Origin of the sequence: Ferrovibrio sp. (assembly GCF_046297595.1) — a bacterium.
GTDB lineage: Bacteria > Pseudomonadota > Alphaproteobacteria > Ferrovibrionales > Ferrovibrionaceae > Ferrovibrio.
In genome coordinates, this window is sequence record NZ_JBKBHT010000001.1 from 1,081,243 (window position 1) to 1,106,094 (window position 24,852).

A 24,852-nucleotide genomic window follows, 5' to 3' on the forward strand; every position below is an offset into this window, starting at 1 on the left:
GCAGGGCGGATCTGTACTATCCTTTTGGAGGGGCAGCATTCGGTTCGCCGCCCGGCCGGATTATGCTAAGACATAAAAGTTACCGTAACCCGGACCCGACAGTATCCGCCGATGATCGCCGACAACCAAGCGCATAACCAGGAAGCCAACGAACTGGTTTCACGCATCGAGCAGCGCGCCATCCAGATCTTCAAGTTCACCGAGGATCCGGGCGAGAAGCGCAACACCGTCTCGGGCTTCCGCAAATTCTCCACGCTGGTCGATGAGTTCCACCAGGCCGCCGAGGTGGCCGAGGGCCGGCTTTCCGTGCTGCGCACCGGGCGGCGCGACGAGCTGCGCCGCTATGTGGCACAGATGCGGGCGAAGATCCTGAAGATGGAGATCGACGTCAAGCAGACCTATCTCGAGAACCTGATCGAGGCCCGCAGCGCCCTGCCCTATGGCGCGCGGGAATTCTTCGCCTCGCGGCTGAAGCGGCTGGAGGAGCTCAGCACCCTGCTGATCGACGGCCCCGAAGCCGACGGCACCGCCGACACCCTGCTGGGCCACATGCGCAAGATGCTGCAGCACCTGATGGACCAGGCGCCGCAGCTGGAAGTCTTCGAGCGCGACCCGGATTGGCGGCCGCCGCAGCGCAGCGCGCCGCCGCCGGTGGTCAAACCCTCAGCCGGCGCCGCGCCCGCGCCCCGGCGTGGCGCCGCCCAGCCGGTCAAGGCCGAGATCAAGCCGATCCGGCTGACCGGCCGCGACGAATGGGGCCGGGTGTTCCTCGACCGCGGTTCGTTCGACCAGATGACCCTGGCCTGCCGCGCCCGCGGCATCACCATGGACCAGGTGGCAAGCAAGCTCGGCATCACCCGCGTGGCCCTGACCCTGATCCTCAACGGCCAGGACCCGATCCAGCGCAACATGCTGGACGTGCTGCACCGGGTGATCAACAACTACAACGCCCATACCGGCGAGATGGGCTAAGCCTGTCTTAACTGGCCGGTTCGATGCGCAGGATGCGGCCATCGGCATTGTCGGTGGCGATATAGAGATAGCCGTCCGGCCCGTCGCGCACATCGCGGATGCGCTCTTCCAGCCCAGCCAGCAGACGCTCCTGCTTCACCACGCGCGTACCGTCCAGCACCACGCGCACCAGGAAAAACGAATTGAGCGATCCGACGAAAAGGTTGCCGCGCCAGGCCGGAATCCGGCTGCCGCCGTAGAAGGCCATGCCCGACGGCGCAATCGACGGCGTCCAGTGCAGCAGTGGCTGTTCCATGCCCGGCGCTTCGGATCCGATGCCGATTTTCGCGCCGGAATAATCCACGCCATGGGTGATCACCGGCCAGCCGTAATTGCGGCCCTTCTGCGGGATGTTGATCTCGTCGCCGCCGCGCGCGCCATGTTCGTGCAACCAGACAATTCCCGTCTGCGGGTGGCGAACCATGCCCTGGATATTGCGGTGGCCGTAGGACCAGATCTCGGGCCGCGCGTCGCTGCGGCCCACAAACGGATTGTCTGCCGGCACGCTGCCGTCCCTGCTGAGGCGGATCACCTTACCCAGATGGACATTGAGATTCTGCGCCTCGTCGCGGCGATAGCGTTCGCCCAGGCCGAGCCACAATTTGTCGTCGGGCCCGACCACCACGCGGCTGCCGAAATGCAGGCCGCCGGAGAGTTTTGGCTGCTGGCGGAACAGCACCTTCACATCCTCCAGCCGCGTGCCGGCGAAACGCGCACTGGCAAGCGCCGTGCCAGCGCCCCCGTCTCCGGGCTCCGCATAGGTGAAATAGATCATGCGGCTGGCAACGAAATCGGGATCGAGCGTCACATCCAGCAGGCCGCCCTGGCCGCTGGCAAAAACCGGCGGCACATTCTCCAGCGGCGGCGACACGCGGCCATCCTTGCCCACCACGCGCATGCGGCCGGGGCGTTCGGTAACCAGCAGGCGGCCATCGGGCAGGAAGGCCATGGCCCAGGGATGCTCCAGCCCGCGGGCGACGGTGACGACCTTCACTGTCGCTTCCTCGGTGCGGAAGACCGGCGGCGCAGGCTGGGCTGTGGCCGGCAGCGTCATGGCCGTACCGAGCGAGAGGCTGACAATGCCGGCAAAAATGATGCTGCGCATGAGGGCTCCGTCCCAATATCCGATGTCTCTAAAAACATAGGGACCAGCGCGAGTTTGAACAGACTGGCCCCGAACTGACTGGCGGCCATGATGCGCCCCTGAAGCTTGTCCTGCTTCGTTTCAAGTCCATTCAGGTCCATTTGAGTTCATTCGGGTTCGTTAGAGTCTCATTTGAGTTCATTCGGGTGCATTCTGGTCCATTTGAGTTCATTCCGGTCCGTTCAGGTCCATCATGTCTATCGGCGTCTATCGGCGCTTATCGCGGCATATCGGGCTGCATGGCGGCCCATCGCCACCTATCCCGGTGTATCGCCGCTTATCGCGCGCTATCGGCAGGCCCCTTCCCCGCCGCCTGCAGCACGAGGGACAGACAGCGGCGGCTTTCGCCCGCCTGCAGGATCAGGCTGCGGAAATGGCGGCTGGTTTCGAAATGGCGCCACAATTGATGTTCGGAAACGCCGATCCCGGCGGCAGCGGCAGCCGGCGCCTGCCCCTCGGCCATCAGGCGCGCGGCCTGTTTCCAGTCGATATACCGCCTGGGCCGGCGGCTGGCTCCGTCCTGCCCCTTCGCCATGGCGGCCTCCGGATTCAATGATTGAATTAGAACATAATAAGTACATATAGGCTGAAAATCAAGGGTCGGCTTCCGCCCAGCCAGCTTGACCCGGAATTTCCATGAAAGTAGAAATTTTCTCATGAACGAGAAATCAACCGACCCCGACCAGATCGAGGCGCGCATCGCCGGGAGGCTGAAGGCGCGGCGTGAGGCCCTGGACCTGACGCTGGACCAGCTGGCCGAGCGGGCCGGGGTGAGCCGGGCGATGATCTCGCGCATCGAGCGGCGGGAGTCGAGCCCCACCGCCGCCGTGCTGGGGCGACTCTGCGCCGGGCTGGATATCACCCTGTCGGGCCTGATGGCCGCCGTAGAAGAGAAAACCCTCGTGCTGCTGGCGCGCGACGCCCAGCCGCGATGGCGCGATCCGGAAACCGGCTTCGAGCGCCGCGCCGTGACGCCGGCCGGCACCGGCTCGATGGTCGAGATCGTGGAAGGCCGCCTGCCGCCCGGCGCGCGCATCGCCTATCCCCTGCCGGCCGATGCCTATGACCAGCATATCCTGGGGCAGGAGGGCGCCCTGACCTTTGAGAGCGGCGATGAACGCTTCGTCATCCATGCCGGCGACTGCCTGCATTGCACGCTGGGCCAGCCGCATGCCTTTGCCAACGAAACACAAGCCGACTGCCGCTATCTCGTCATCATCGCCAGACGCAGACCATCATGATCGCCATCCGTAATGCCAGAACCGACGATTCAGAAGCCATCCGCGCCATCTATAACGATGCCGTGGTGAACACCACCGCAGTGTTCGATTACGAACCGCGCAGCGCCGAGGCGCAGATGGCGTGGCTGCAGATGAAAGCCGAACAGAACCTGCCGGTGCTGGTGGCGGAAGAAAACGGCACCGTGCTGGGTTATGCCAGCTATGGCCAGTTCCGGCCCTGGCCCGCCTTCCAGTTCACCGTGGAGAACGCCATCTACATCGCACCCAACCGGCGCGGCCGGGGCATCGGCCGGCTGCTGCTGGGCGAGCTGATCGCGGTGGCGCGCGAACGCGGCCGGCGCAGCATGGTGGCGGGCATCACGGCGGAGAACACCGCCAGCCTGGCCCTGCATGAGAAACTGGGCTTTGAGCGCACCGGCCTTATCCGCGATTCAGGCTGGAAATTCGAACGCTGGCTCGACCTGGTGTTCCTGCAGCGGATTCTGCAAGCATGATTGCGGCTGGCGCGACACCCGTGATCCGCAGGCTCGATGCCGCCGGGGCAAAGGCCGAGATCGCCGCCCTGGCCGAGGTACTGAAGGACTGCGTCGACGATGGCGCGGCGGTGAATTTCCTGATGCCGTTTTCGGACGCGCAGGCACGCGCCTTCTGGGAGCGCGCCATCGCCGAGATCGCGGCCGGCAAGGCCGTGCTGCTGGTGGCCGATCACGAGGGCCGTCTGGCGGGCACGGTGATGCTGGGCCTGGACACGCCGCCGAACCAGCCGCACCGCGCCGACGTGAAGAAGATGCTGGTGCATCGCCGGGCGCGGCGGCGCGGCCTGGCCCGTGCATTGCTGCAGGCCATCGAGGCCGAGGCGCGCGGCCTGGGCCGCACCCTGCTGACGCTGGATACCCGCCATGGCGACAATGCCGAGCCGCTGTATCAGGGCATGGGTTATGTGCTGGTGGGCGTGGTGCCGGGCTATTCGCTGGCCAGCACCGGCGGGCTGGATGCCGCCGCCTTCTATTACAAGCAGTTGGACTAATCCGTCGCATGGCCAGGCCGGCCTGGGCTAGACTGGTTCGCCCATGCCGAAATTCATCAGCCTGAGCAATTTCTCGCTGCCGGCCCAGCATCTGCTGAGCGGCCTGACGGCTGCCATCGGCGTTCTGGTCGTGGCCATGGCCGCCGCCGCCATCGGCGGCTTTTATGCTGCCGCGGCGGCCGCCGTGGGCGCCACCTGCATCAGCATCGTCGATATCCCCACACCACCGGATTTCAAGCGCCGCAGCTTCGCGATCGCTTTCGTGTTCGACAGCCTGATCACCCTCGGCGTCGACCTGTGCCGCGACCAGCCTGTGTTGCTCGCCCTGATCGTGATCGCCACCAGCTTCACGGCCGCCATGGTGACGGTGTATGGCCGCATCGCTTTGGCTATGTGCATGTCGATGATTCTGGCCATGGTGCTGGCGCTGGGCACCACGCTGCATGGCATCGCGGGCGCACCCGCCTGGCAGCATGCGGCATTGTTCGCCGCCGGCGCGGCCGGTTATGCCGTGTTCGGCATGCTGGCGGCGCAGATCCTGGCAGCGCGGCACAAGCGGATCGCCCTGGCCGGGGCGCTGGACGGTTTTGCCGATTATGTGCGCGGCAAGGCCGGTCTGTATGACACGGCGCTGGAGATCGAAGCCGCCTATGGCGGCCTGATCGAACGGCAGGTGACATTGATGGAGCGCGTGGATGCCGCGCGCAACCTGCTTTTCCGCGACCTGCAGCGCCCGCAGGAGCGGCAATATGCGGCGGCCCTGGTGGCCATGCTGGATGCCTTCGAAACGATCCTGTCCAGCCAGACCGATTACTGGCTGCTGCGCCGGCATTTCGGCGCCATGGCGGAAGGCCCCGCCCTGCTGCACGACATCCGCGACGGGGTGCGGCAGCTGGCCGGGATGGTGACGCAGATCGCAGCCCGCCTGGACGGATTCGGCCCGGACAGGGGCGATGAAGCCGATGCCGAGATGCTGCGTCGACAATTCCGCGCCATCGCGGCGCGCGCCGACAGCATCGCGCCGCTCCATGGCCAGACCGAGACCGACCACGGCCAGGCGGCGCTGGAACTGCGCGCCACGCTGGAGCGGATCGGCATGGCCATCGACGCCATCGCGCGGCTGCAGGCCGTGACGCGGCAATTCGCCATGGCGGAAACCGTGCTGGCCACCGTGAAGCTGGAGGATTTCCTGCCGCCGCGGCCCTATCGCCCGCGCCTGCTGCTGCGGCATATGCGTTATCGCTCGCCGGTTTTCCGCTATGCCCTGCGGCTGTCGCTGGCGATGCTGTGCGCCTTCATCCTGTCGGAGATGCTGTCGCGCTATTTCGCCCATGGCAGCTGGATTCTGCTGACCGTGGCGGTGATCATGCGCGCCAGTTACAGCGCGACGCGGCAGCGCCAGACGGATCGACTGATCGGCAGCCTGATCGGCTGCGTGCTGGCGGCCGGGATGCTGCATGTGCTGCCCGATGCGGCGCTGCTGGCGGCGGCCTTCATCAGTATCGGCCTGTCGCATGCCTATGCGCCGGTGCGCTATCGCATCACCTCCACCTCGGCCAGCGTGATGGCCCTGCTGATGATGCATTTCCTCAGCCCGACGGCGGAGAACCTGCTGGTCGAGCGCCTGCTCGACACGCTGCTGGGCGCCGGCATCGCCTGGCTGTTCAGTTTCGTGTTGCCCTACTGGGAACGGCAGGACGTGCCGGACCTGACCACCGGCCTGCTGCGCGCATTGCGCAAATACACGCGCCAGGCCCTCCGCCCGGCACCGGCGGAACAGAATTATCGCCTCGCGCGCAAGGATGTGTTCGACGCCATCGCCGATTTCGCCGGCGCGCTGAAACGCATGCGGTCCGAACCCGGCCTCCAGGGCGGCGAGATGCCGCGGCTGCGCGCCTTCCTCGCCGCCAGCTACCGGATGATGACGCAGCTTGCCGCCCTGCATGTGCTGCTGCGCATGCGCGGCCGCGATATCGCGCCACAGGCGCTGGAGCAAATTGTGGCGCCCCGGCAATCCGCGATCCTGCACCATCTTGGCGGCACTGCTCCGGATGCTGGGCCGGATGCTGGACCGGATGCCGGCGCGCCGGCTCAGGCTCTGGTCGCCGATACGGACTGGCCGGCCCCGGCGGCGCTGGCCCAGCGATTGCAACAGGCGGAGGCCGTGAGCGCCTTGATCGCCGAACAGCGCCCCGGCCTGCCGGACGTGGCGCCGCGCCGCAAAGGCAGGGGCCAGACCCGGGGCTAGACCCGGATCAGGAAATACCAGGCGAGCAGGAAGGCAATCACCACACCGGCGATGCCGAAGCCAAGCACATAGCGCATGCGGTGCAGCTCGATGCCGGCGCGGGCACGGTTGGCGGGCAGCACGCGTTCCCGGCTTTCGCTTTCGGCGCGTTCCTTCGGGCCGTATTCGGCCGGGGCGTATTCGTCCTTGGTGCTTTCATGGGCTGGCATGGGCAGCTCCTTTCCCCGCTGTCGCGGCGGATTCTTCCCTGTCTGCCCCAAACGAAACGGGCGCCGGGTTTGTTCCCCGGCGCCCGGCGTCGCACGCCTTCCAGTTTCCCGTTCCTACAGGAGGCTGGCCCCAGTCTGCCCCCCCGACCAGCCGGCGCGACGTCGATCCCCCCGCGCTGCGGCTCAGCGCTTGTTCATGCGATTGTTGACCAGGTCGTCCACCACCGAGGGATCGGCCAGCGTGCTGGTATCGCCCAGGCTGCCGAATTCGTTCTCGGCGATCTTGCGCAGGATGCGGCGCATGATCTTGCCCGAGCGCGTCTTGGGCAGGCCCGGCGCCCACTGGATCAGGTCGGGCGAGGCAATCGGCCCGATCAGGGCGCGCACATGCTGCACCAGTTCCTTGCGCAGCTCCTCGCTCGGATGGATGCCGGCCTTCAGCGTCACATAGGCATAGATGCCCTGACCCTTGATGTCGTGCGGATAGCCCACCACGGCGGCCTCGGCCACCATGGCGTGCGCCACCAGGGCGCTTTCCACTTCCGCCGTGCCCATGCGGTGGCCCGAGACGTTGATCACGTCGTCGACGCGGCCGGTGATCCAGTAATAGCCGTCGGCATCGCGGCGGCAGCCGTCCCCGGTGAAGTAACGGCCGGGGAAGGTGCTGAAATACGTGTCGATGAAGCGCTGGTGGTCGCCATAGACCGTGCGCATCTGGCCGGGCCAGCTATCGGCGATACAGAGGTTGCCCTCGGTGGCGCCGGTCAGCTCGTTGCCGTCGCCATCGACGATGATCGGCTTGACGCCGAAGAAGGGCAAGGTGGCCGACCCCGGCTTCTGCGCGATGGCGCCGGGCAGCGGCGTGATCAGGATGCCGCCGGTCTCGGTCTGCCACCAGGTATCGACGATGGGGCAGCGGCCGTCGCCGACCACGCGGTGATACCACAGCCAGGCTTCCGGGTTGATCGGTTCGCCCACCGAGCCGAGCAGGCGCAGCGAAGCGCGGCTGGTCTTCTTCACCGGCGCCTCGCCTTCGCGCATGAGCGCACGAATAGCGGTCGGCGCAGTGTAGAAGATGTTGACCTTGTGCTTGTCGATCACCTGCCAGAAGCGCGAGGCGTCGGGATAGTTCGGCACGCCCTCGAACATCAGGGTGGTGGCGCCGTTGGCCAGCGGACCATAGACGATGTAGCTGTGGCCGGTGACCCAGCCCACATCGGCGGTGCACCAGTAGATGTCGCCGTCGTGATAGTCGAACACATACTGGTGCGTCATCGACGCGAAGACGAGATAGCCGCCGGTGGTGTGCAGCACGCCCTTGGGCTTGCCGGTCGAGCCGGAGGTATAGAGGATGAACAGCGGATCTTCCGCGTTCATCGGCTCGGGCGCGCAGGTGGCCGGCACCTTGGCGGCTTCCTCGTGGTACCAGACGTCGCGGCCGGCAACCATGTCGATCTTGCCGCCGGTATGCTTCACGACGAGCACGGTCTTCACGCCGGGGCAGGATTTCAGCGCCGCGTCGGTATTGCCCTTCAGCGGCACGCCGCGGCCGCCGCGCAGGCCCTCGTCGGCGGTGATCACGAACTGGCTGTCGCAATCCTGGATGCGGTTGGCGAGGCTGTCGGGCGAGAAGCCGCCGAACACGATGGAATGGATGGCGCCGATGCGGGCGCAGGCCAGCATCGCATAGGCCGCGGCCGGGATCATCGGCAGGTAGATGGTGACGCGGTCGCCCTTCTTCACGCCGCGCGCCTTCATCACATTGGCCATGCGGCAGACTTCATCGTGAAGCTGCTGGTAGGTGATGTTTTCCGACTTCGACGGATCGTCGCCTTCCCAGATGATCGCGGTCTGGTTCGCGCGCTTCGGCAGATGACGGTCGATGCAGTTCGCCGAGACGTTCAGCTCGCCGTCGTGGAACCAGCGGATATGCAGGTCCTTGCGGTCGAAGGAGACGTCTTTCACCTTGGTGAAGGGTTTGATCCAGTCGACGCGCTTGCCGTGTTCGGCCCAGAAGCCTTCCGGGTCCTGCACCGAACGCTCGTACATGGCCTTGTATTTCGCGGCATCCACCCAGGCCCGCTTCGCCCAGTCGTCCGAAACCGGAAACAGCTCGTTATCGGCCATGATCGGCTCTCCCTTCCCTTTTTAGATGCGTGGCCCTGCTGGCCGGTGACGTCCGGCCGGGGCCCGCAGCGTTCCCTCGCGGCCCGACATTGACGTCGCGGCCGCCTGCATCATCGCGGCAATGATGCCCGGAAAGGCGGCCCAGCGACAAGCGCCGGGACTTTCGACCAAAGCATAGGCCGGGCGACCGAAGCGTAGCCCTGCTTGGGGAAATTCAGGAATCGCCGTGGATGGCGGGCTGTTCCGTGGCCGGCGTGCCTGCAATGGCGGCAGCCAGGCCCGTCATCAGGGCGGGATAGTCCGCCTGCAGGCCGGCGATCATCTCGTCCTGCGCCTGGCGCCACAGCGCGATGCCGGCGCGATAGGCGGCGCGGCCCTCGCGGGTGGCGCGCACGGCCTTGGCGCGGCCATGGGAACCGGCCTCGACCACCAGCAGGCCCTCGGCCAGCAGCGGCTTGATGTTGCGCGACAGGGTCGTGCGGTCGAGATCCAGCGCTTTGGCCAGTTCGGTGATGCTGGCCGGGCGGCCATTCTGCTTCTCAAACGCCGCCGCCATGCCGACCAGGCTGTGCTGGGGCAGGCCAAGGCCGATTTTCGCCAGATGGCGGGTGTAATGCTCGCTGGCCCGGCGGGCGGCCGAGCGCAGCAGGAAGCAGATGCAATCCTCGCGGCCATCGGGCGCCGGCCGGGGGAACACGGGCTCGGCGGTGGCCGGGGCAATCGGGCGGGAGTCGACAGCATCGCTCATATCGTGTATATACACGATACAGGCCGGCCGGACAAGCCATCCTCCCGGTTGCCTGTCCGGCCTCCCCAGGCTGCAACGACCAGACATGCTCAGGAGCACCCGATGTCCGCCGACCCAGTGACGAAAAGCCCCGTTTACGGCGTGCTGCCCATCGAAAAGCTGCGCGAGATGGCGGGCATCGAGCTGTTCAAGGGCATGATGGCAGGCGAGCTGCCCGGCGCGCCGATTGCTGAAGTCATGAACATGTGGATCCATGAGGCCGAACCGGGCCGCGTGGTGTTTGCCGGCAGGCCCGAGCGGCAGCATTACAATCCCATCGGCAGCGTGCATGGCGGCTATGCCGGCACGATGCTGGACAGCTGCATGTCCTGCGCGGTGCAGTCGCTGCTGCCTAAGGGCATGGGCTACACCACGCTGGAATACAAGGTGAGCCTGGTGCGCGGCATCAGCGACCAGACCGGTATCGTCTATGCCGAGGGCAAGGCGATCCAGGTGGGCAGCCGCGTGGGCACGGCGGAAGGCCGCATCACGGATTCGAACGGCAAGATTCTGGCCACCGGCACCACCACCTGCCTGGTGTTTCCGATCTGAAACCGTTCAGGCCTGGAAACTCAGGCCCGAAAATTCAAGCCGCGCGCTGCCAGACCGGCCGGCGCAGCTCGGCATCGATATCGGCGCGGCTGAGTCCGAGATCCTTCAGCGTCGCGTCGCTCAGTTCGGCCAGCTGTTCGCGCTCGCGCCAGTGCCGCTGCAATGCCAGCAGGCCGGACAGGGCCCGCGCCGCCTTCCGCAGAGCGGCATCGCAGGCGCGGCCGAGGCGGCCGCCCCAGATGCCGAACCGGCGTTCGGCGGGACCCGGTGATGCCATACCGGTCGATGCAATCATGATGCTTTGTGCCATGGCGAGACTCCGTCCGGGGTTTTTATGCCTTTCCCATAGCGCATCGGCATGACGGCGCGGTGACCGATCATTACGGCCGCGACCGAAGCATCCGACATTGCCGTTGCATGACGGCCTGCCTAGAGTGCGGGCATGAGCGGCAATGATCCCCATGTGGCCAAGATCGCGGCCCTGATCGGCGATCCGGCGCGGGCCAACATCCTGCGGGCCCTGATGGATGGCCGCGCGCGCACGGCCAAGGAGCTGGCCCATATCGCCGGCGTCTCGGCCCAGACCGCCAGCGGCCATCTGGCCAAGCTGGTGGATGGCGGATTGCTGGCGATGGCCAAGCAGGGCCGGCATCGGTATTTCCACCTCGCTAACAGCCTGGTGGCCGAGGCGCTGGAAAGCCTGATGGCGCTGGCCGGCGAACGGCCGGTGCCGAAGCATCACCACCAGGCCCGCATCGCCGCCGACCTGCGCGCCGCGCGCACCTGTTACGACCACCTGGCCGGAAGGCTGGGCGTGCTGCTGTTCGACCGGATGGTGGCGACGGGCTGCATCCTGCCGGCGGGCGATGCCGAGGATTTCATCGTCAGCGCAGAGGGCCGGCGGCTGTTCAGGCAGCTTGGCATCGACATCGACGCGCTGGCGACGAAAACCGGCCAGCGGCGCCGCTTCGCCCGCGCCTGCCTGGACTGGAGCGAACGCAGCCCGCACCTGGCCGGCGCCCTGGGCGCGGCCCTGGCCGAGAGCTGCTTTCAGCGCGGCTGGCTGCAGCGGCGCAGGGACAGCCGCGCCGTGACGCTCACGCCGGCCGGCGCGACCGCCCTGGCCGGGATATTCGGCCTGCCGGCGGACCAACTCGCGGCGCCAGAGGATGCGGCAAGACATTAATGCGGCCCGTTGAATCCGGCCGGCGGCTTGGCTATGGTCGGCCGGACAAGCGGGTGTAGCTCAATGGTAGAGCAGAAGCTTCCCAAGCTTACGACGGGGGTTCGATTCCCCTCACCCGCTCCAACGGCTTACAAGAAATTCAATGTGTTACATGATTTTCAAAGGTGCTTTTAGATGCCTTTGGATGCCTCGTTCTGCCACTTACATGCTTACATTTGACCTTACTTTTTTGCCTGACGTCGGTATTCTCCGGCCATGGCCCGCATCAGACTCACCCGCAAACTGGTTGAAGAATTGGAATGCCCCTCAAAGGGCCAAAAATTCGCCTGGGATAGCGAAGTGCCAGGCTTTGGGGTTAGAGCCACCCCCTCAGGCACAAAGGCCTGGATCGCTCAATTCAAGGTCCGGGGCGGCAAAGAACGCCGCATGGTCATCGGCCTGACTACGAAGGTTCCTCTCGAACTAGCGCGCCAGGAAGCCCGTAAGGTGATCGCGACAGCCGATCTCGGCCGAGATCCCGCTGCGGAACGAAAGGAAGCTCGGCAGGTCAAACCGGAGAGCAACCCCTTCTTCGGGGAATTTTCTAAGCGCTGGCTGACAGACGTGGCTGGGAACCGAAACCGCGAAAGCACCCTGAAACACCGGCGACTTCTGCTTCAGAACCATATTTGCCCGCAAATAGGCGGGAAGCGTTTGCAGGATATTCGGCGCGAAACCATTGAACTCATGCACTTGGACATTTCCAAGTCTAAGCCCGTTGTCGCGAATCGAGCTGTCTCGCTTTGCTCAGCAATATTCGCAGCTGCCGTTCGGTGGGGATTGCTCTGTGAAAATCCTGCCTCAGATATCGAACGAAATCCTGAACACGGCAGAGAGCGTTATCTCACCCTCGATGAACTGAAAAGGCTGAATGCCGAGTTAGCCGCGACGCCAGCACAGGATTCGGCCGATGCAGTGAGAATATTACTTCTCACCGGTTCTCGGGTAGCAGAAGTCCTGTCCATGCGTTGGGACCAACTAGACCTCGATAACGGTGTGTGGACAAAGCCAGCCGCCACGACGAAGCAAAACAAGCTCCATCGTGTTCCGCTTGCACCACCCGCAATACAACTACTGAAAATGCGTAGGAAGAAGCTACCGCGTTCTTCGTGGGTGTTTCCCAGCTCCAGTAAGCAAGGGCATATGACCACCATTCGAAGATTCTGGGCCAGCACATGCAAACTAACTAAAATCAAGGGCGCTCGCATTCATGACCTTCGCCACACTTTTGCAAGCCTGCTGATATCCTCGGGCGAAACGCTCCCGATAGTTGGTGCTTTGCTCGGACACACTCAAGCTAAGACAACCAGCCGATACGCGCATCTCATGGATGATCCATTGAGAGAGGCCGCAGTGCGCATCGGCAAGATTACCAATATTCGGCCACAAGCTCAGAAACGGAAAACTGCGGCATGAATTCGCCCGTCTGCATTCTCGGATGTTGGTCCGTGATGACGGACCAAGTCCGTGCATCGCCGCGAAGCAATGGAATTCTCCAGATCTGGCGCTGCGCCTGCGGGCGCGAAGCCTCAGTGATGGAGAAAAAGCCGCGGCGCCAGGTGCTTCCACACCTGGCGCCCCGGCCTTTCAACCGGCCCAACCACGGAGGTGACCCATGGCCGAGAACGACAACATACCCGACGAAGTCCTTGAGGAGGAAGCGAATGCCCGCCTCTTCCGGTACGAAGTCCAGAAATTGGTGGACAAGTTAGGCCCTAAAGTGAGCGACCCCGAACTACGCCTGCACATGATAGCGGGCGCGCAAATCGCCCTTCTATCGCTCGCGATGCCCGTTCTTGCCACTCCTGCCTGGCCGAACCATATCCGCAGCTAATACGCCGAGGCCGCGCTGCTGTGCTTCCTGGCGCAGCAGCTGCGCGCCACGCTCGAAACGTTCGGCATTGATCATGTCAGATGCTTTCTTCTCACGCTTCTGCCGCAGCGCCTTCGCTGCATGGTCGGTTGCCGCGATCATCGCGATGATCGTCTCATCGGTGCGATGCTTCATAGCGCCACACAGCATCGCAATGTCCTGGCCGTCCATTACCTTCAGTGGCTCGACCTGAAGCGGCCGCGCCGGCATGGACTCAGCCGGCGGCAGCACTTCCGCCTTCGGCTTCACCACTCGCGTAGAGATTTTCTTCGGCTCAAGCCTCTCTGGCCCTGAAGCCTTCGGCACTTCGGCCGTGGCCGCTGCGCGGTCGCGCTCCAGGAACATCTTAGTCGCGCGAAGGCCTCCGATCCATTCGCCAGCATCACCGCTGCGCCAGTTGTCGGGCAACGTGACGCCGCACTCGCGCGCCAGATCGATGATCAGCTTCTCCTGCCTCACCGATGGCGGTCGCGGCTCGTCGCCGGTGAGGATGCGGGCTGCGCGTTCGTTCTGCAGCTTCATGCGCTGCACTTCTGGATCGCGGTTTCGGTGATCGCGATCGCGCTGCGCCTTCGCCGCGCGCTTCGCGTCCGAGCGGACCTTGCCGGCATCGCGGCGCGCCTGGTGATAGCGATGTTTAGCCGCGACCACGCCGGCATCGAGCTCCCGCACGCCGGCATGCCACAGCGCCGGCGGGATCCTCTTCTTTGGCTCGCGCTGAATCCCAATCTCACGAAACGATCCCGGGTGCCAGAAATCCTCGGCGATGCCAGCCGCGGCGAGCTGGGCGTTCATCGCATCGGCGATCTGCTGGCGGAAGGCGCGCAGGCCGGCGCGGTCGCGCATGAACAGCTTGTCGATCCGCGCGCCCTTGCGGCCCTGTGCATCGACCTGCCAGCCGCCATCGGCCGCACGCCAGGCGCGCCGCTTCGTGACGACGAAATGCAGGTGCGGCTGCACGCCCTTGCGGTGATCGTGGATCGCCCAGCGGATAGCGTAGCCCTCGGCTGACAACTGGCGCTCGAGTTCGCGGGCGACCTCGATCTGCTGGGCCCGGCTCAGTCGCCGGTCCAGCTCGAAGTTGCCCTTCACCGCCAGAGTGTCGCGGTCCCGGGTGCGACGGTTGGCATCGAGGGCCGCGCCGATCTGCCCCAGATCGTCGGCCGTCACGTTGCCACCCTCTTCGACCAGGTCGGCCCGGTCGCCGCCTTGGTACTCCAGCGCGGATTGGATTCCGGCCCGGGTCTTCACCGGGGTCGGCCGGCAGTGGAAGGTTCGCCAGGCACCGTTGCCGCGACCGCTGCGTAGCCGGGCCAGGCGCTCGTCGCGCTGCCGGCCCATCTCATCGTCATAAAGCCCCTTCGTCATGCCGTTCCCAGGTGCAGCTTGCCTGGGTTAGACGCAGGAATCCGAGAGACGGTTACATGGAGACTCCACGGGATATGGGTGGGGGGCCCAAAGAGGTGAATAATTCACCTTTTTGGGCCCCCCACCCCACCCGTTCTCATCCATTTTCACTTTCCCCGTGCAACGCAGAGGCGCAGCACTCGATGAGCAGCTCCTATCCAGGGCGCTCTCCACCCCATTGGCCAACGATGAGGCGCAAGGACTGGATTGGCAGGTAGCGACTTACCGGCACCTGCTCGTACGCCGACTCGTCTTGCCCCTCCTTGCCGGTTTGCCACATGGAGGTACCGCGACGTCATGGGATCGCGGTACCGCCATCCCGCCATACCGCAGGATAGCGACCCCGATATCCGACCCCGATATCAAACCTTGGCACCTTTACGCGGTAAGATTCGGTTCTGCCTCGTCATTTTGGGCCTGAGGAAAAGTGACTGCTTCTTCCGACCCCGGTATCCGACCCCGATATCAGAAATCACCTGGGTAAACTGACTGGGATCGCGGTACCGCCATCCCACGGTACCGACGCAGATTGGCGTCGGCTCTCAAATGCCGCCTTACGACACCATTCAAAAATGCAACATTCTAATCCGCCAAATCGCTGAGAAGGCAGGTGAATTCACGTTAGAATGTTGCAGTTATAAACGCCTCGCCTGCACTAATGGCGCGTCGCATAAATCCACCGACGTTACTGGCATAAGTTAGTCGCCGCAAATTTCGGCGAAGCCAAGATTAATGAGCTCCATGCCCCGGTTGGTGGTCACCCGATAGCGTCGACAAGCACTCCGGTCTGCAGCTTGGAAGGTGATAAAACCCTGCAGGTCGCGATGAGACCAAGGAAGGGTGACGCCGATACCCGCCCGATCCGCTTTGATGCGCATCGCATCAAGTTCACCTCTAACTTCTGCCGGAATGAATGCTGGCCATGGCGATACACTGCCCCCGAAAAGACTGGTGGGCGTCTGTCGTGGAAAAGGTGCTGTCGGTGTGGCTTTGGCAGCAACGCCCATCTGGCCTCGATCCGCGACTTCAGCATCATGCCTAACCACGGGCGAATTATCGTCGCTAGAAAACCAATAAACTGCATAAATAAGTATGCATGGTAGAATGACCCATTTCGCGACCCAGCGCAGGTATGGGAAAAGTGGTTTAGGCGGGTGCAGGACTTCCGGTTCCCGTACTTGATGCCTGGCGCTATTTGGCAAATTGGAAGGTGGTCGCAACGTAGTCATTGCACCAAATTAAAGGCCCCCGCTCGGGTAGTAGCAATCAAAATGCATGGTCCGCTTACCGAGATTTGGCTCACCAGTGAATACTCTTGCATTCGCGGTGACCGCTTTCCCCGAATGGATCAGCCACCCAGAATTCGCCACACTGAGGCGTATTCGAATCGGGGAGCGCTATGACTGCACTAGAGCCTTATTTATCTCATGTCATTGCAGCGATAATCGGCATTATGGTCGCCGCGCTGTGGCGGTATACCAAAGTCAATCTTCTTTCACTTATTGAGTGGATAAAAAGGAAGGCGCGCCAACTCTTCGAGCCTATTACGCGACCGTATAGCGTCGGCGCGATGAAGAGAAATCTGAAAAAGGCGCGCCTCAGGGTTGAGAATATGGCGTATCGCCTCGGCGACCCTACTCGCCTCATCGTGCACTCGGCGCAAAGCATTCTCATCACCATTTTCCTTGTGTTGATGTATTCCTTTGCTGCCGAAATAGGCCCAGGCGCCTTCCTAGTTCAGTTCATGATTTTGCTTGCTGCCTGCACGGTAGTTTTCGGAACTCTCAGCTCCTACGACGCTCTCCTACGACCTGACATCGAGCTCGACAAACTCGTCTCTTCATGCCGCAGGAGTGTGGAGGCGCATAAGGATGCTGTAGAATGGAGCGAGGCTTACAAAAAAGCTAAAAGTGACTTAGCTGAGATAGAGGCCATCGTAGCGCACATAAAAGCAGTACTCTCCGAGAGAGAAAGCGCTGCTTTGCCAGCGGTGGCATCCGAGCCCAGCAGAGAGGCCCAATAGCCACCTCAAACCGAATATCGGCGCACTTTGTCCAATTGCGACATCGCTTCAATCACCCTCCGCTTGGGCGTCCAGCCTTCCGCCAGAATCTGCCGATAAGTCTTCAGCAGTGCCTCCGGAGGTACCTGGTGCCGCCTAGCGAACTCCAGAATCAGTTCCGGCTCAACATTCATGAAGAGCTCGTATACCTGAGCAAAACCGGAATCCGACGCCGCCAGCCGATGGGCTAACTCTTCGGCGGTCGCAACTTCGCGGTACGGGGCATTGACAGTGCCCAGCACGAGATCGTCCGTGTGCTCTTTATTCCAAATGACCATAGACATCTCGCGGTATCACGATGTCGCGGTACCGCGAGATGGCGGTACCGCGACCCAGTCAGCTTACCTTACGTTCGTCCATTCGGCCAAATGCGGCATATGAAAGCATGCATATAATAGGTGGCCTATCTCAAAGTAGAGAAAGGCACCCAATGGGGTACAAGAAATTTCACAAACCTAAGGCACTTCTGAATTCCAAAGCAGCGCTAGAACGCCTCCTGACACCGGAACAGGTCTCTGAACTGACTGGCCTGGCTGAACAGACCCTGGCCCGCTATCGAGTGTCAGGAGGTGGCCCCGCCTTCATTCGAATATCAGCTCGCTGCATTAGGTATCGCGAAAGTGATTTACGAGCTTGGATCGAAGCCAAGGCGGTGTTGTCGACTTCCGAAGCAGCAGCAGCTATCTAGTATGCCTCGCACCAAACAGGCTTCTGTTGCTCGCATGGATCGCATGCACTGCGTGGCAGACGGGTTATTTCTCAACTATGAACGCGGCCTGCGCGATCAACTGAAGTTAAAGATTAGGCACCCATACGGCGCGGAAAACTGGATTGAATTTTATGGCCCTGATCCACTTAACGCAGTTGACTTAAGAGTCTTCCAGATTCTAATCGCTTTGGCGTCAGATAAGAATTATCGGGGTCCACTCGACTACAGAGTCGAGGAAGCCCTAAGAGACGCCCTTTACGGTCAGATCCCGTTTCCCAATGACCGATTGGTAAGCGTTCGGTGTAGTCATCGAGATATAGCCAGAGAATTTGGCTACCGCTCAGCAGCGGGCAAAGCATTCTCGAAGATCCGAGATTGCATTGAGCGATTGGCCAAAGTGACCGTGATCGATGATCAAGCTGGGCAAAGGAAAACCTCTAAGCTGCTGTCGACCATTACCGATAAAAAAACAAAGGCCATCGCAGTCTGCCTTAATCCTCGTATGGCTCGCGTTATATTAAATGCCTCCCTGGGTGGCTATACACGCATCGACCTAACCGAAGCTCGCGCATTGTCCGACCCCGCTTTGCTGGCTCACATGCGAATATGCGCCTGGCTTTCCCCTGGCCGAACCCATCAACTCAGCATAGCTACTCTATGTGGCTATATCTGGCCGGCGACAAACTCCGCCACGGCAGTTCGGAATCGACTCCGGAAAGCGCGCAAGGTGATGGAGGAGATCGGCAGTCTCCCAGGATGGCACGTTATCGCAGGAGAAAGAGACAACTCGTTTGAAATTACTCGCCCGAAGGCGCTTCAGAACCGCAAGGAGGTGAGTACTTTTGGACACGCAGCCTGAGTACTCTTGAACACGGAAGTGAGTACTTTTGGACACAGGATATAAAGATAGGAATCTATGATTAATTTAGGGCTGCCTCAGGGCAGCCCACGGCCGCATGCCATTGCTTAATTAAAACCTGGGGCCTGAGGCCTTAGGCATTTACGCCACAGGCCGAAGGCCTAAGTTTATAAAGTCACGAGAGCTAAAGAGTCATCACAACGCGGGCATTGGGGATTGTCGCTTGCAGGGTTTCGATCTCTCGAATTCGTTCCGAAAATCCATCCGTTGCCTTACCGAGAAGCGATAGGATTTTGGCGATGTTATAGCTTCCAATGCGCTTCCCAACCCAATCCTCTTCACCGTTCCAGTTTCTACGGAAGGTGCCGATTGAGTGATTGTCCAACTGATGCTCGACTAAATGCCGATGTATCGCGGCAACCGACTTGAACTTTTTTAGGTATTCGGCGAACTCTGCTTTCACCCTCAAGACATCCTCTGCTGCATCAAACGCCTTGTGCGCGTTTCTCCAGCACTCCCAGCCTATTTTGTTCGCATTGAACTCGTCCCTTCGGACCACGCACATTCGGTCAATTAAAAACTCTCCACTGCAGCTAGGGCACATAATTTGCGCGCTTCGGTGAACATTATAAGCAGATAGCCACCCATGATCTGGAGTTGACACCGTCACAATGATTTTTCCATCCCCGCAAGGGCATGCAACCTCGCGCTCCTCAGTATCGGTGCCCATTCTATACTCGCGTGGTAATCCGTGCGGCAGTTCGAATATCTTCGATGCGCACGCCGAGAGCATTCAGAACCTGGCGCATATCGTTAAAGACCGGAGCGCCGCCCTTAGGGTCTGAAATGGTCAATAAAGCTGTGAACGGAACGCCATCTTCCGGAACTTCCTCACCAGACCTGGTAAGATAGCTAATAAACATTCTCCAGTTGGACGACTTGCCGACGCCCTGAGGCATTGCTTTGGCGAAAGCTTTCACTGGACTCCACTTCAAGCCGTGCTCGATTCTTTCTGCTTCGATGATCTTTGCCTCACCCTTTCCGGGCAGGTACACCGGATCAAGCCGTCCCTTCCAACGGGGCTTGCCATTCTTATCGAAGTCTTCTTGCTGCAGCGCTGCATCAATATTGACCCGGACAAATTCCGAACCGAACCTCGCGTTCAAAGGCGGTGTAGAGACCAATGTTAACTTGGCTGCGCCGCGACACTTTCCGTCCGGTGTCACCAAAGAAGGTGGCCAACTGAAGCGGAAGGAAATTTGCTGATGTCGCTTGATACGAGATGCAAAAACCAGAGTGATTGAATGGTCATCACCTAACAGTATTTCGTTGGCAGAGGGTGGCTTGCCAAATCCGACTAAATCTCGCGCAACACCCGAAAGCCCTTTTGTCTTCAGCAAATCGGGCATCTGAGCATTGTGAAGAAGAAGGCCAATTAATGTCTCGCGAGAAACATCACCTTCGATTCCATGATCAAGCACAGCAGCCGTTTTCGCCACTAATGGGGCAGCGTAACTCGTCCCGCATCCGTCAATTACATTTCCATTCGGCAGCAGAGAAAACAGGCCGTGCCCTAAAGGCGACTGAGCCGAGCCTGATCCGCCTATATGAGCTAGGTCTGGCTTAACACCCGCACGCAGCCCAGGTCCACGCCGTGAATATCTAGATGGCGCGTAAGGAATGGCGTTTGACAGCCCGGGCGGATTTATGGCCGCGACTGACACATTCCGAACACTCTCAGCCGGCATTAAAAGTCCATCATTCCGTGAAGACGCCAGCCCAACGAGCGCTTGAGTTTCATCGGCCGGCCATTCAGCCCTCATATCTTGAGAAGCAATATTGCCGGCAGAGATGAAGAAAACCGCATCATGCGCTTCAGCTATGGCATCCAGTCTTGCAGCGTCCGCACTGTATCGATCCGGCGCGGCAGGATGTTGAATATTTATACTCAGATTGAAAACACGCGTCTGATGCCGAGCCTTAGCATCTGCCACTGCGAACTCTATCTCATCAAAGAATTGTGACGTCCCATCCGGGTAATATTGCTGGAACGCGCCAGGCTTATTCTCATCCGGCAAGATACCAATATCGACTATTTCTGTCCCATCGGGCTCCGGGCAACATTCCTGTCCATTTAAGGCATTGCCATTAACAGCAAGCCCGCCAATGAATGTCCCATGATCAAGGTCAGCATCTGCTGGGTCGAGTAAATCCCACTTATCAATCACCCAACCATTTAACGCCTGCCCAATCCCTCCATCAATAACGCCTATTCTCGGGTACGTTCTGGCAGCATCCTTAGCGATCAATCCTTGGCCGCCTGGGCGCACACGTCCGGGATTGGCAGCTGATTTTGCCGACTGCAAACCCTCTATGATTGTACGCGTCAAGATTGGGGGAAGCTCAACTCGCCGCACAAGCGGATGCTCATCAAGGAAAGCTAGAAGCCTCTGGTGGCGCGCAGGGTTTGGATCGAATGCAACAAGATCTCGATCCCGCTTACGATCAACTGTAGTTATGGCTCCCAGGCGGAGAGTCGGAGGTTCACCTGAATTCCCAAGGCGCAAAGATATTAGGGGCTGCGCCTTCTCGCGTGTGACCAATCGCTGTGCAACCAAGCCCTGGCCAACGGCCGCCAAACCTTCAAGGAAAGTCGAATATAATTTCTGCCTTTCGGTATCGATGGTATCCCATTGACTCCGAGGAAGTGGGATATCGAATAACTCAACATGATATCCACCTCCCGTCATTGGATTCGATAGCCAAGCGAGCGCTTCATCAACGGTAAAGTCCCGCTTATCGCGAGGACCATACAGTTCTATCTTATCGATAGCCCCGACTTCGCTGCGGGCCGGCGAGGGATACGGCTCTATTCGATCTTTGTATTTATTGTACCGTAGGGTTGTAGCATCTTCTGCTTCGTCAACAGTGGCTGCCACCTGGGCTAGTGCCCGAGGGCTTGCCTCAAAATACATTTCTCCGAGATCGCCGCCCCCGACCAATGGAAGGCGATCTGGCTTGAACAGCGCCTTTAGAGGACGATGGCTTTTTGCCCACGCCTCACGACGAAGCACTACTTTAACAAATCCGATATTACCCTGCTCTTGATTCCGAAGCAGAGTCGTTATGCCACCAATCTGGCTTTTTAAAGCTTTCTTGTGAGCTACAAATGCCCCGTCTCTCTCGGCGAAAAAGTCTTTTCGGCCGCCACCACCATTTGTCTCACGAGCCTCTTCAAAGCTCTCTTGATTCAATATGATTTGAATGGGGCTCGCCATGATGGTTCAGGCTCCTATTCCGCGGCTTTTTCTTCCATAATTTTACTGATCTGTCGGCTTACTGTGGATTTATCCTTGCCCGCTATCTCTCCGATATCCTCGTGCGAGAATCCGAGTTGATCATCGGATTTCAATGCTTTGAATAATACACCCTGGTCGGCAAACAATAGATCACGGCGCGTTCTGTCGATGCGCGCGCTATTCAGCGTGGCGTACTGGCGTAACGTAGACAGAAGATCCTGCTTAATCCCGCGAACAGCTACGTGCTTCTTATACGCACGTGTTAAAGCTTCAATCTCTGCCCCTGTCGCTCCCTCACTAAACCAAGCTATCAGCCGCATGTGAGCCTCCGAGGCCTCTACCGGCGGCATAAAGTGCTTCGCGATTTTCACGCGAACGTCGAAGCCAGGCCTAGGTATCTCGAGCTGGGCATCAAAACGGCGCCACACAGCCGGATCTAGCAGACTAGGATGATTTGTAATGCCGATTGTGAGGCCGATTTCACGACGAGAATCGAGATTCTGCAGCAGCGCATTCACTACGCGCTTTATCTCACCAACTTCTTGAGGATCATCCCGGAGCTTCGCGACTGCGTCAAACTCATCAAGGAGCAATAGACAGCGATACCGATTTGCGAAGGCGAATAGATTTCCAATATTTCGCGATGTTGTTCCCAAGAAGGACGAGACCAAACCGTCAATTCGAGCTACTAAGACGGGGAGCCCGAGTTGCGCAGCGATCCATAGCGCTAGGCGTGTTTTTCCTGTGCCTGGAGCGCCATAGATCAGACAAGTCTTTGAAGGAAGAACTCCCACTTCAGACAGTGCGTCCAGATTTGCCCATTCTTCAACGATAGTGGCGACAGCGCCAGTCACCGAATCATTGAAGACTGGAGCTTCCGGATGAATGTCTGGAGGGAAGACTATCTCTGCCAGCGGAGCCGCAGACTCTCTATCCACCGGTACCTGGGTGTTACGAGTCAGAATCTCGCCAGGGATTTGCGCGCGTGAACGAGTAATACGGCTGGGCAGCACCTCAGTGGTCCGCTCAGCAGCTGTAAGCAAACTAGCCAGCGCACTGGCGGCTTTGCTGTCACCATCCTTTTTGAGCGCTTCCTGCAGTCGCTCCACCTGCTTTCGCAGAGCAGGGGTAGGCTGCGCGAGCGCAGCACGACATAGGGCCTGGATAATCGGAAAATGCTCCACAAACGCACCTCTGATGCACGAAACAACACACGTGTTGCATATAGCATCGCATTTGTTGCATTTCAATCCGTTTTATTGCGGACCCCAGGTAGTTCGTTGCAGGAAAGATCGCGCGTGAAGAAGCAAAGTGAACTTACTTGACCACATACATTCCTTTTGAGAACTGATAAAAAATCTATTCTTCTTAATTAGTTATCCAGAATCAAGATGAGTTTCCCAAGCTTACGACGGGGGTTCGATTCCCATCGCCCGCTCCAAATCAATCAACAACTTAATCGGATGATGCGGTTTCTTTGAGGAACCGTACTGAAAAACCGGTCTAGGAAAATTATATGCGTCGGTGGAGAACGAACCGCCGATTTACGACTACCACAAGACATTCACTGGTCGCCTAAAACGCCACAGGCTATTAGCAACGAGGATCTTGATGACACGATTCTGTCGCAGTCGAGTTGTCTGATCATAGCCATAGTTACGATGTCTTCCAGACAGTCCAAACTAGCCGGCCCTGCGCTCACGAAACGCTACGAGATATTGTCTCAAGTGCAGGCATCGATTGGCGATCCACGCATAACCATTGGTACTAAAGGCAAATGCCGGTACTGCGGGACAGACACCCCCTCTCTCTTCCGACGACAATCACATACGTTCCCAGAAGCCCTTGGAAACAAATGGGTGTTTTCGAGCGATGAATGCGATCAATGTAATAGTGGAATTTTTGCACGCTATGACGATTCGCTTGCCAACTGCGTCGCACCAGTTCTTACCCTGGGAGGCACAAAAGGAAAAAGAAACATAATTCGATAAACCGGACGTAGCGATGGGCAATCTGTAGTTAAGCGCAGCAGAACACACGACAACCAACCTAGTATTTCCATAGAAACAAAGGATGCCACATATTTCACAAGAACATCATTTAACCAATACACTCACGAACTGGACCTAGTTACACCCGTTCCGCCAGTCCCCTTTAAACCTCGCCTTGCTTACAAAGCGCTTGTCAAAATGGGGTATGCTCTTCTGCCTGAAAGCGAAATATCAAATTATACGCTGCTTCGACAATGGCTGATCACTCCAGATGATGATGTTGATTTCCCCGTACTTCCTGTCGGACTAGCGCTTAGTACATTAGGCAATGCCCCGGCATTGGTCTCCGGAACGCTGTTACGCCGCAAATATCCTCTGGACTTAGTTCCACACATTCTTTTTCTTTTTTGTGCGGGATCTGTATGCTTTCAAATTGATCTGAAGTCCGATCATATGGAAGACCATGTACCTCCAATGTTAGTTGACGATATTGCGGTAAATTTCCGCGCCGTTCTTGGCGGGCCCGATGGATTCTCAGACATTGAGATCGAGTACGGAGCACCTCGCTTCTTTAATTGGTCCTCTAAATTGCCAGAGCCGCAACCCATCGAAGCGCTTTCTCTGCGCCTCAACACCCAGACATCTGCAGGACAATTCAGCCCAATCTTCCGGCGGTGAGCGCGAACTTTCCAAAGTAACGACCTTCAGCCCGCCGTCACTATCGCCTGAAATCAGCCTCGCGCGCTCGTCTTAGCTTGTTCAAAACTCAACGCAGCCGCGCAAGCCCCCCCTCACGCCCCGCGCGCCCGCACGTAGATCGCGCGCAGCGTGGTGGTGGCGCAGATGAACAGCCGGTTGCGCTTCGGGCCGCCGAAACACAGGTTGGCCACCACTTCATCCAGCAGGATTTTGCCCAGCAGCGCGCCGTCCGGCGCGTAGCAATGCACGCCGTCGCCGGCCGAGGCCCAATCCTTACGGCGCACATACCGCCTCGAGCCGTGCGGCAGCCTGGCGATGACCGCGCCGCCATGGATGCTCTGGCCATCAATATCCGTTATTTGTGGGACCAAATACAAACGGC

General features: G+C 60.1%; 27 protein-coding genes and 1 tRNA gene. 15 read left to right on the forward strand and 13 right to left on the reverse strand.

Going from position 1 to position 24,852, the window contains the following annotated elements; genetic code table 11:
* Window positions 1–111: 111 nt before the first annotated feature.
* The gene (locus ACK4FJ_RS05465) at window positions 112–972 is read left to right on the forward strand and encodes a helix-turn-helix domain-containing protein (RefSeq protein ID WP_409764815.1); all 861 of its coding nucleotides are present in this window, start codon (window positions 112–114) and stop codon (window positions 970–972) included.
* Window positions 973–979: 7 nt separating this feature from the next.
* Here the strand turns inward: ACK4FJ_RS05465 and ACK4FJ_RS05470 are convergent, their stop codons facing one another.
* The gene (locus ACK4FJ_RS05470; protein ID WP_409764816.1) at window positions 980–2,116 is read right to left on the reverse strand and encodes a PQQ-dependent sugar dehydrogenase; all 1,137 of its coding nucleotides are present in this window, start codon (window positions 2,114–2,116) and stop codon (window positions 980–982) included.
* A 316-nt stretch (window positions 2,117–2,432) separates the two neighbouring features.
* Window positions 2,433–2,813: a hypothetical protein gene (locus ACK4FJ_RS05475; RefSeq protein WP_409764817.1), complete on the reverse strand. Its 381-nt coding sequence runs from the start codon at window positions 2,811–2,813 to the stop codon at window positions 2,433–2,435.
* Here ACK4FJ_RS05475 and ACK4FJ_RS05480 point away from each other — a divergent pair.
* The 4 genes from ACK4FJ_RS05480 to ACK4FJ_RS05495 are packed head-to-tail and all read left to right on the forward strand — an operon-like array spanning window position 2,812 to window position 6,671.
* Window positions 2,812–3,396 carry a helix-turn-helix domain-containing protein gene (locus ACK4FJ_RS05480; protein WP_409764818.1) on the forward strand — a complete coding sequence of 195 codons (585 nt, stop codon included), beginning with the start codon at window positions 2,812–2,814 and terminating at the stop codon, window positions 3,394–3,396. The two genes, ACK4FJ_RS05475 and ACK4FJ_RS05480, sit on opposite strands and share 2 nt — an antisense overlap.
* Window positions 3,393–3,890, forward strand: a complete 498-nt coding sequence (locus ACK4FJ_RS05485) for an N-acetyltransferase family protein (protein ID WP_409764819.1) — start codon at window positions 3,393–3,395, stop codon at window positions 3,888–3,890. Before ACK4FJ_RS05480 ends, ACK4FJ_RS05485 begins: the two co-directional genes overlap by 4 nt.
* Window positions 3,887–4,423: a GNAT family N-acetyltransferase gene (locus ACK4FJ_RS05490; RefSeq protein WP_409764820.1), complete on the forward strand. Its 537-nt coding sequence runs from the start codon at window positions 3,887–3,889 to the stop codon at window positions 4,421–4,423. The genes ACK4FJ_RS05485 and ACK4FJ_RS05490 overlap by 4 nt, the downstream gene beginning before the upstream one ends.
* 43 nt (window positions 4,424–4,466) lie before the next feature.
* Window positions 4,467–6,671, forward strand: a complete 2,205-nt coding sequence (locus ACK4FJ_RS05495; RefSeq protein ID WP_409764821.1) for an FUSC family membrane protein — start codon at window positions 4,467–4,469, stop codon at window positions 6,669–6,671.
* Here the strand turns inward: ACK4FJ_RS05495 and ACK4FJ_RS05500 are convergent.
* The 3 genes from ACK4FJ_RS05500 to ACK4FJ_RS05510 all read right to left on the reverse strand — a co-directional run bounded on the left by ACK4FJ_RS05500 (window position 6,668) and on the right by ACK4FJ_RS05510 (window position 9,755).
* Entirely contained in the window at window positions 6,668–6,880 is a 213-nt protein-coding gene (locus ACK4FJ_RS05500; RefSeq protein WP_409764822.1) for a hypothetical protein, read from the reverse strand. The genes ACK4FJ_RS05495 and ACK4FJ_RS05500 overlap by 4 nt on opposite strands.
* A gap of 183 nt (window positions 6,881–7,063) precedes the next feature.
* A complete protein-coding gene (gene acs, locus ACK4FJ_RS05505; RefSeq protein ID WP_409764823.1) occupies window positions 7,064–9,007 on the reverse strand; it encodes an acetate--CoA ligase in 1,944 nt (647 codons plus the stop codon).
* 214 nt (window positions 9,008–9,221) lie between these two features.
* Window positions 9,222–9,755: a MarR family winged helix-turn-helix transcriptional regulator gene (locus ACK4FJ_RS05510; RefSeq protein WP_409764824.1), complete on the reverse strand. Its 534-nt coding sequence runs from the start codon at window positions 9,753–9,755 to the stop codon at window positions 9,222–9,224.
* A 102-nt stretch (window positions 9,756–9,857) separates the two neighbouring features.
* On the opposite strand from ACK4FJ_RS05510, the gene ACK4FJ_RS05515 reads away from it, so the two are divergent.
* Entirely contained in the window at window positions 9,858–10,346 is a 489-nt protein-coding gene (locus ACK4FJ_RS05515) for a PaaI family thioesterase (RefSeq protein WP_409764825.1), read from the forward strand.
* 34 nt (window positions 10,347–10,380) lie between these two features.
* Here the strand turns inward: ACK4FJ_RS05515 and ACK4FJ_RS05520 are convergent, their stop codons facing one another.
* A complete protein-coding gene (locus ACK4FJ_RS05520; RefSeq protein ID WP_409764826.1) occupies window positions 10,381–10,656 on the reverse strand; it encodes a DUF1127 domain-containing protein in 276 nt (91 codons plus the stop codon).
* Window positions 10,657–10,788: 132 nt separating this feature from the next.
* On the opposite strand from ACK4FJ_RS05520, the gene ACK4FJ_RS05525 reads away from it, so the two are divergent.
* The 4 genes from ACK4FJ_RS05525 to ACK4FJ_RS05540 all read left to right on the forward strand — a co-directional run bounded on the left by ACK4FJ_RS05525 (window position 10,789) and on the right by ACK4FJ_RS05540 (window position 13,405).
* Window positions 10,789–11,532, forward strand: a complete 744-nt coding sequence (locus ACK4FJ_RS05525; RefSeq protein ID WP_409764827.1) for an ArsR/SmtB family transcription factor — start codon at window positions 10,789–10,791, stop codon at window positions 11,530–11,532.
* 49 nt (window positions 11,533–11,581) lie between these two features.
* Window positions 11,582–11,655: transfer RNA gene (locus ACK4FJ_RS05530), tRNA-Gly, on the forward strand.
* Window positions 11,656–11,787: 132 nt separating this feature from the next.
* A complete protein-coding gene (locus ACK4FJ_RS05535) occupies window positions 11,788–12,987 on the forward strand; it encodes a tyrosine-type recombinase/integrase (protein WP_409764828.1) in 1,200 nt (399 codons plus the stop codon).
* Between the two features lie 199 nt (window positions 12,988–13,186).
* Window positions 13,187–13,405: a hypothetical protein gene (locus ACK4FJ_RS05540; RefSeq protein WP_409764829.1), complete on the forward strand. Its 219-nt coding sequence runs from the start codon at window positions 13,187–13,189 to the stop codon at window positions 13,403–13,405.
* On the opposite strand, the gene ACK4FJ_RS05545 is transcribed toward ACK4FJ_RS05540, so the two are convergent.
* Both ACK4FJ_RS05545 and ACK4FJ_RS05550 read right to left on the reverse strand, forming a co-directional pair.
* Window positions 13,346–14,812, reverse strand: a complete 1,467-nt coding sequence (locus tag ACK4FJ_RS05545; protein WP_409764830.1) for a MobA/MobL family protein — start codon at window positions 14,810–14,812, stop codon at window positions 13,346–13,348. The two genes, ACK4FJ_RS05540 and ACK4FJ_RS05545, sit on opposite strands and share 60 nt — an antisense overlap.
* A 737-nt stretch (window positions 14,813–15,549) precedes the next feature.
* A complete protein-coding gene (locus tag ACK4FJ_RS05550; protein WP_409764831.1) occupies window positions 15,550–15,858 on the reverse strand; it encodes a hypothetical protein in 309 nt (102 codons plus the stop codon).
* Window positions 15,859–16,250: 392 nt separating this feature from the next.
* On the opposite strand from ACK4FJ_RS05550, the gene ACK4FJ_RS05555 reads away from it, so the two are divergent.
* A complete protein-coding gene (locus tag ACK4FJ_RS05555; protein ID WP_409764832.1) occupies window positions 16,251–16,874 on the forward strand; it encodes a hypothetical protein in 624 nt (207 codons plus the stop codon).
* 5 nt (window positions 16,875–16,879) lie between these two features.
* On the opposite strand, the gene ACK4FJ_RS05560 is transcribed toward ACK4FJ_RS05555, so the two are convergent.
* On the reverse strand, window positions 16,880–17,197 hold the full coding sequence (locus ACK4FJ_RS05560) for a hypothetical protein (protein ID WP_409764833.1): 318 nt from the start codon (window positions 17,195–17,197) through the stop codon (window positions 16,880–16,882).
* A 146-nt stretch (window positions 17,198–17,343) separates the two neighbouring features.
* Here ACK4FJ_RS05560 and ACK4FJ_RS05565 point away from each other — a divergent pair, with 146 nt between their 5' ends.
* Together ACK4FJ_RS05565 and repC are read left to right on the forward strand one after the other, a co-directional pair.
* Window positions 17,344–17,601, forward strand: a complete 258-nt coding sequence (locus ACK4FJ_RS05565) for a helix-turn-helix transcriptional regulator (RefSeq protein ID WP_409764834.1) — start codon at window positions 17,344–17,346, stop codon at window positions 17,599–17,601.
* A 34-nt stretch (window positions 17,602–17,635) separates the two neighbouring features.
* Window positions 17,636–18,481, forward strand: a complete 846-nt coding sequence (gene repC, locus ACK4FJ_RS05570) for a replication protein C, IncQ-type (RefSeq protein ID WP_409764835.1) — start codon at window positions 17,636–17,638, stop codon at window positions 18,479–18,481.
* Between the two features lie 184 nt (window positions 18,482–18,665).
* Here repC and ACK4FJ_RS05575 read toward each other — a convergent pair whose 3' ends face one another.
* Genes ACK4FJ_RS05575 through ACK4FJ_RS05585 form a run of 3 tightly spaced genes read right to left on the reverse strand, consistent with a single transcriptional unit; the run spans window position 18,666 to window position 22,889 of the window.
* Window positions 18,666–19,211, reverse strand: coding sequence for a hypothetical protein (locus ACK4FJ_RS05575; RefSeq protein ID WP_409764836.1), 546 nt, complete (start codon window positions 19,209–19,211; stop codon window positions 18,666–18,668).
* A gap of 1 nt (window position 19,212) precedes the next feature.
* Window positions 19,213–21,759 carry a S8 family peptidase gene (locus tag ACK4FJ_RS05580; RefSeq protein ID WP_409764837.1) on the reverse strand — a complete coding sequence of 849 codons (2,547 nt, stop codon included), beginning with the start codon at window positions 21,757–21,759 and terminating at the stop codon, window positions 19,213–19,215.
* A 14-nt stretch (window positions 21,760–21,773) separates the two neighbouring features.
* Window positions 21,774–22,889, reverse strand: a complete 1,116-nt coding sequence (locus ACK4FJ_RS05585; protein ID WP_409764838.1) for an AAA family ATPase — start codon at window positions 22,887–22,889, stop codon at window positions 21,774–21,776.
* Between the two features lie 552 nt (window positions 22,890–23,441).
* On the opposite strand from ACK4FJ_RS05585, the gene ACK4FJ_RS05590 reads away from it, so the two are divergent.
* Window positions 23,442–23,771 carry an HNH endonuclease gene (locus tag ACK4FJ_RS05590; protein ID WP_409764839.1) on the forward strand — a complete coding sequence of 110 codons (330 nt, stop codon included), beginning with the start codon at window positions 23,442–23,444 and terminating at the stop codon, window positions 23,769–23,771.
* Between the two features lie 198 nt (window positions 23,772–23,969).
* A complete protein-coding gene (locus tag ACK4FJ_RS05595) occupies window positions 23,970–24,449 on the forward strand; it encodes a hypothetical protein (RefSeq protein WP_409764840.1) in 480 nt (159 codons plus the stop codon).
* Window positions 24,450–24,562: 113 nt separating this feature from the next.
* On the opposite strand, the gene ACK4FJ_RS05600 is transcribed toward ACK4FJ_RS05595, so the two are convergent.
* Window positions 24,563–24,754, reverse strand: coding sequence for an SMP-30/gluconolactonase/LRE family protein (locus tag ACK4FJ_RS05600; protein ID WP_409764841.1), 192 nt, complete (start codon window positions 24,752–24,754; stop codon window positions 24,563–24,565).
* Window positions 24,755–24,852: the final 98 nt, after the last annotated feature.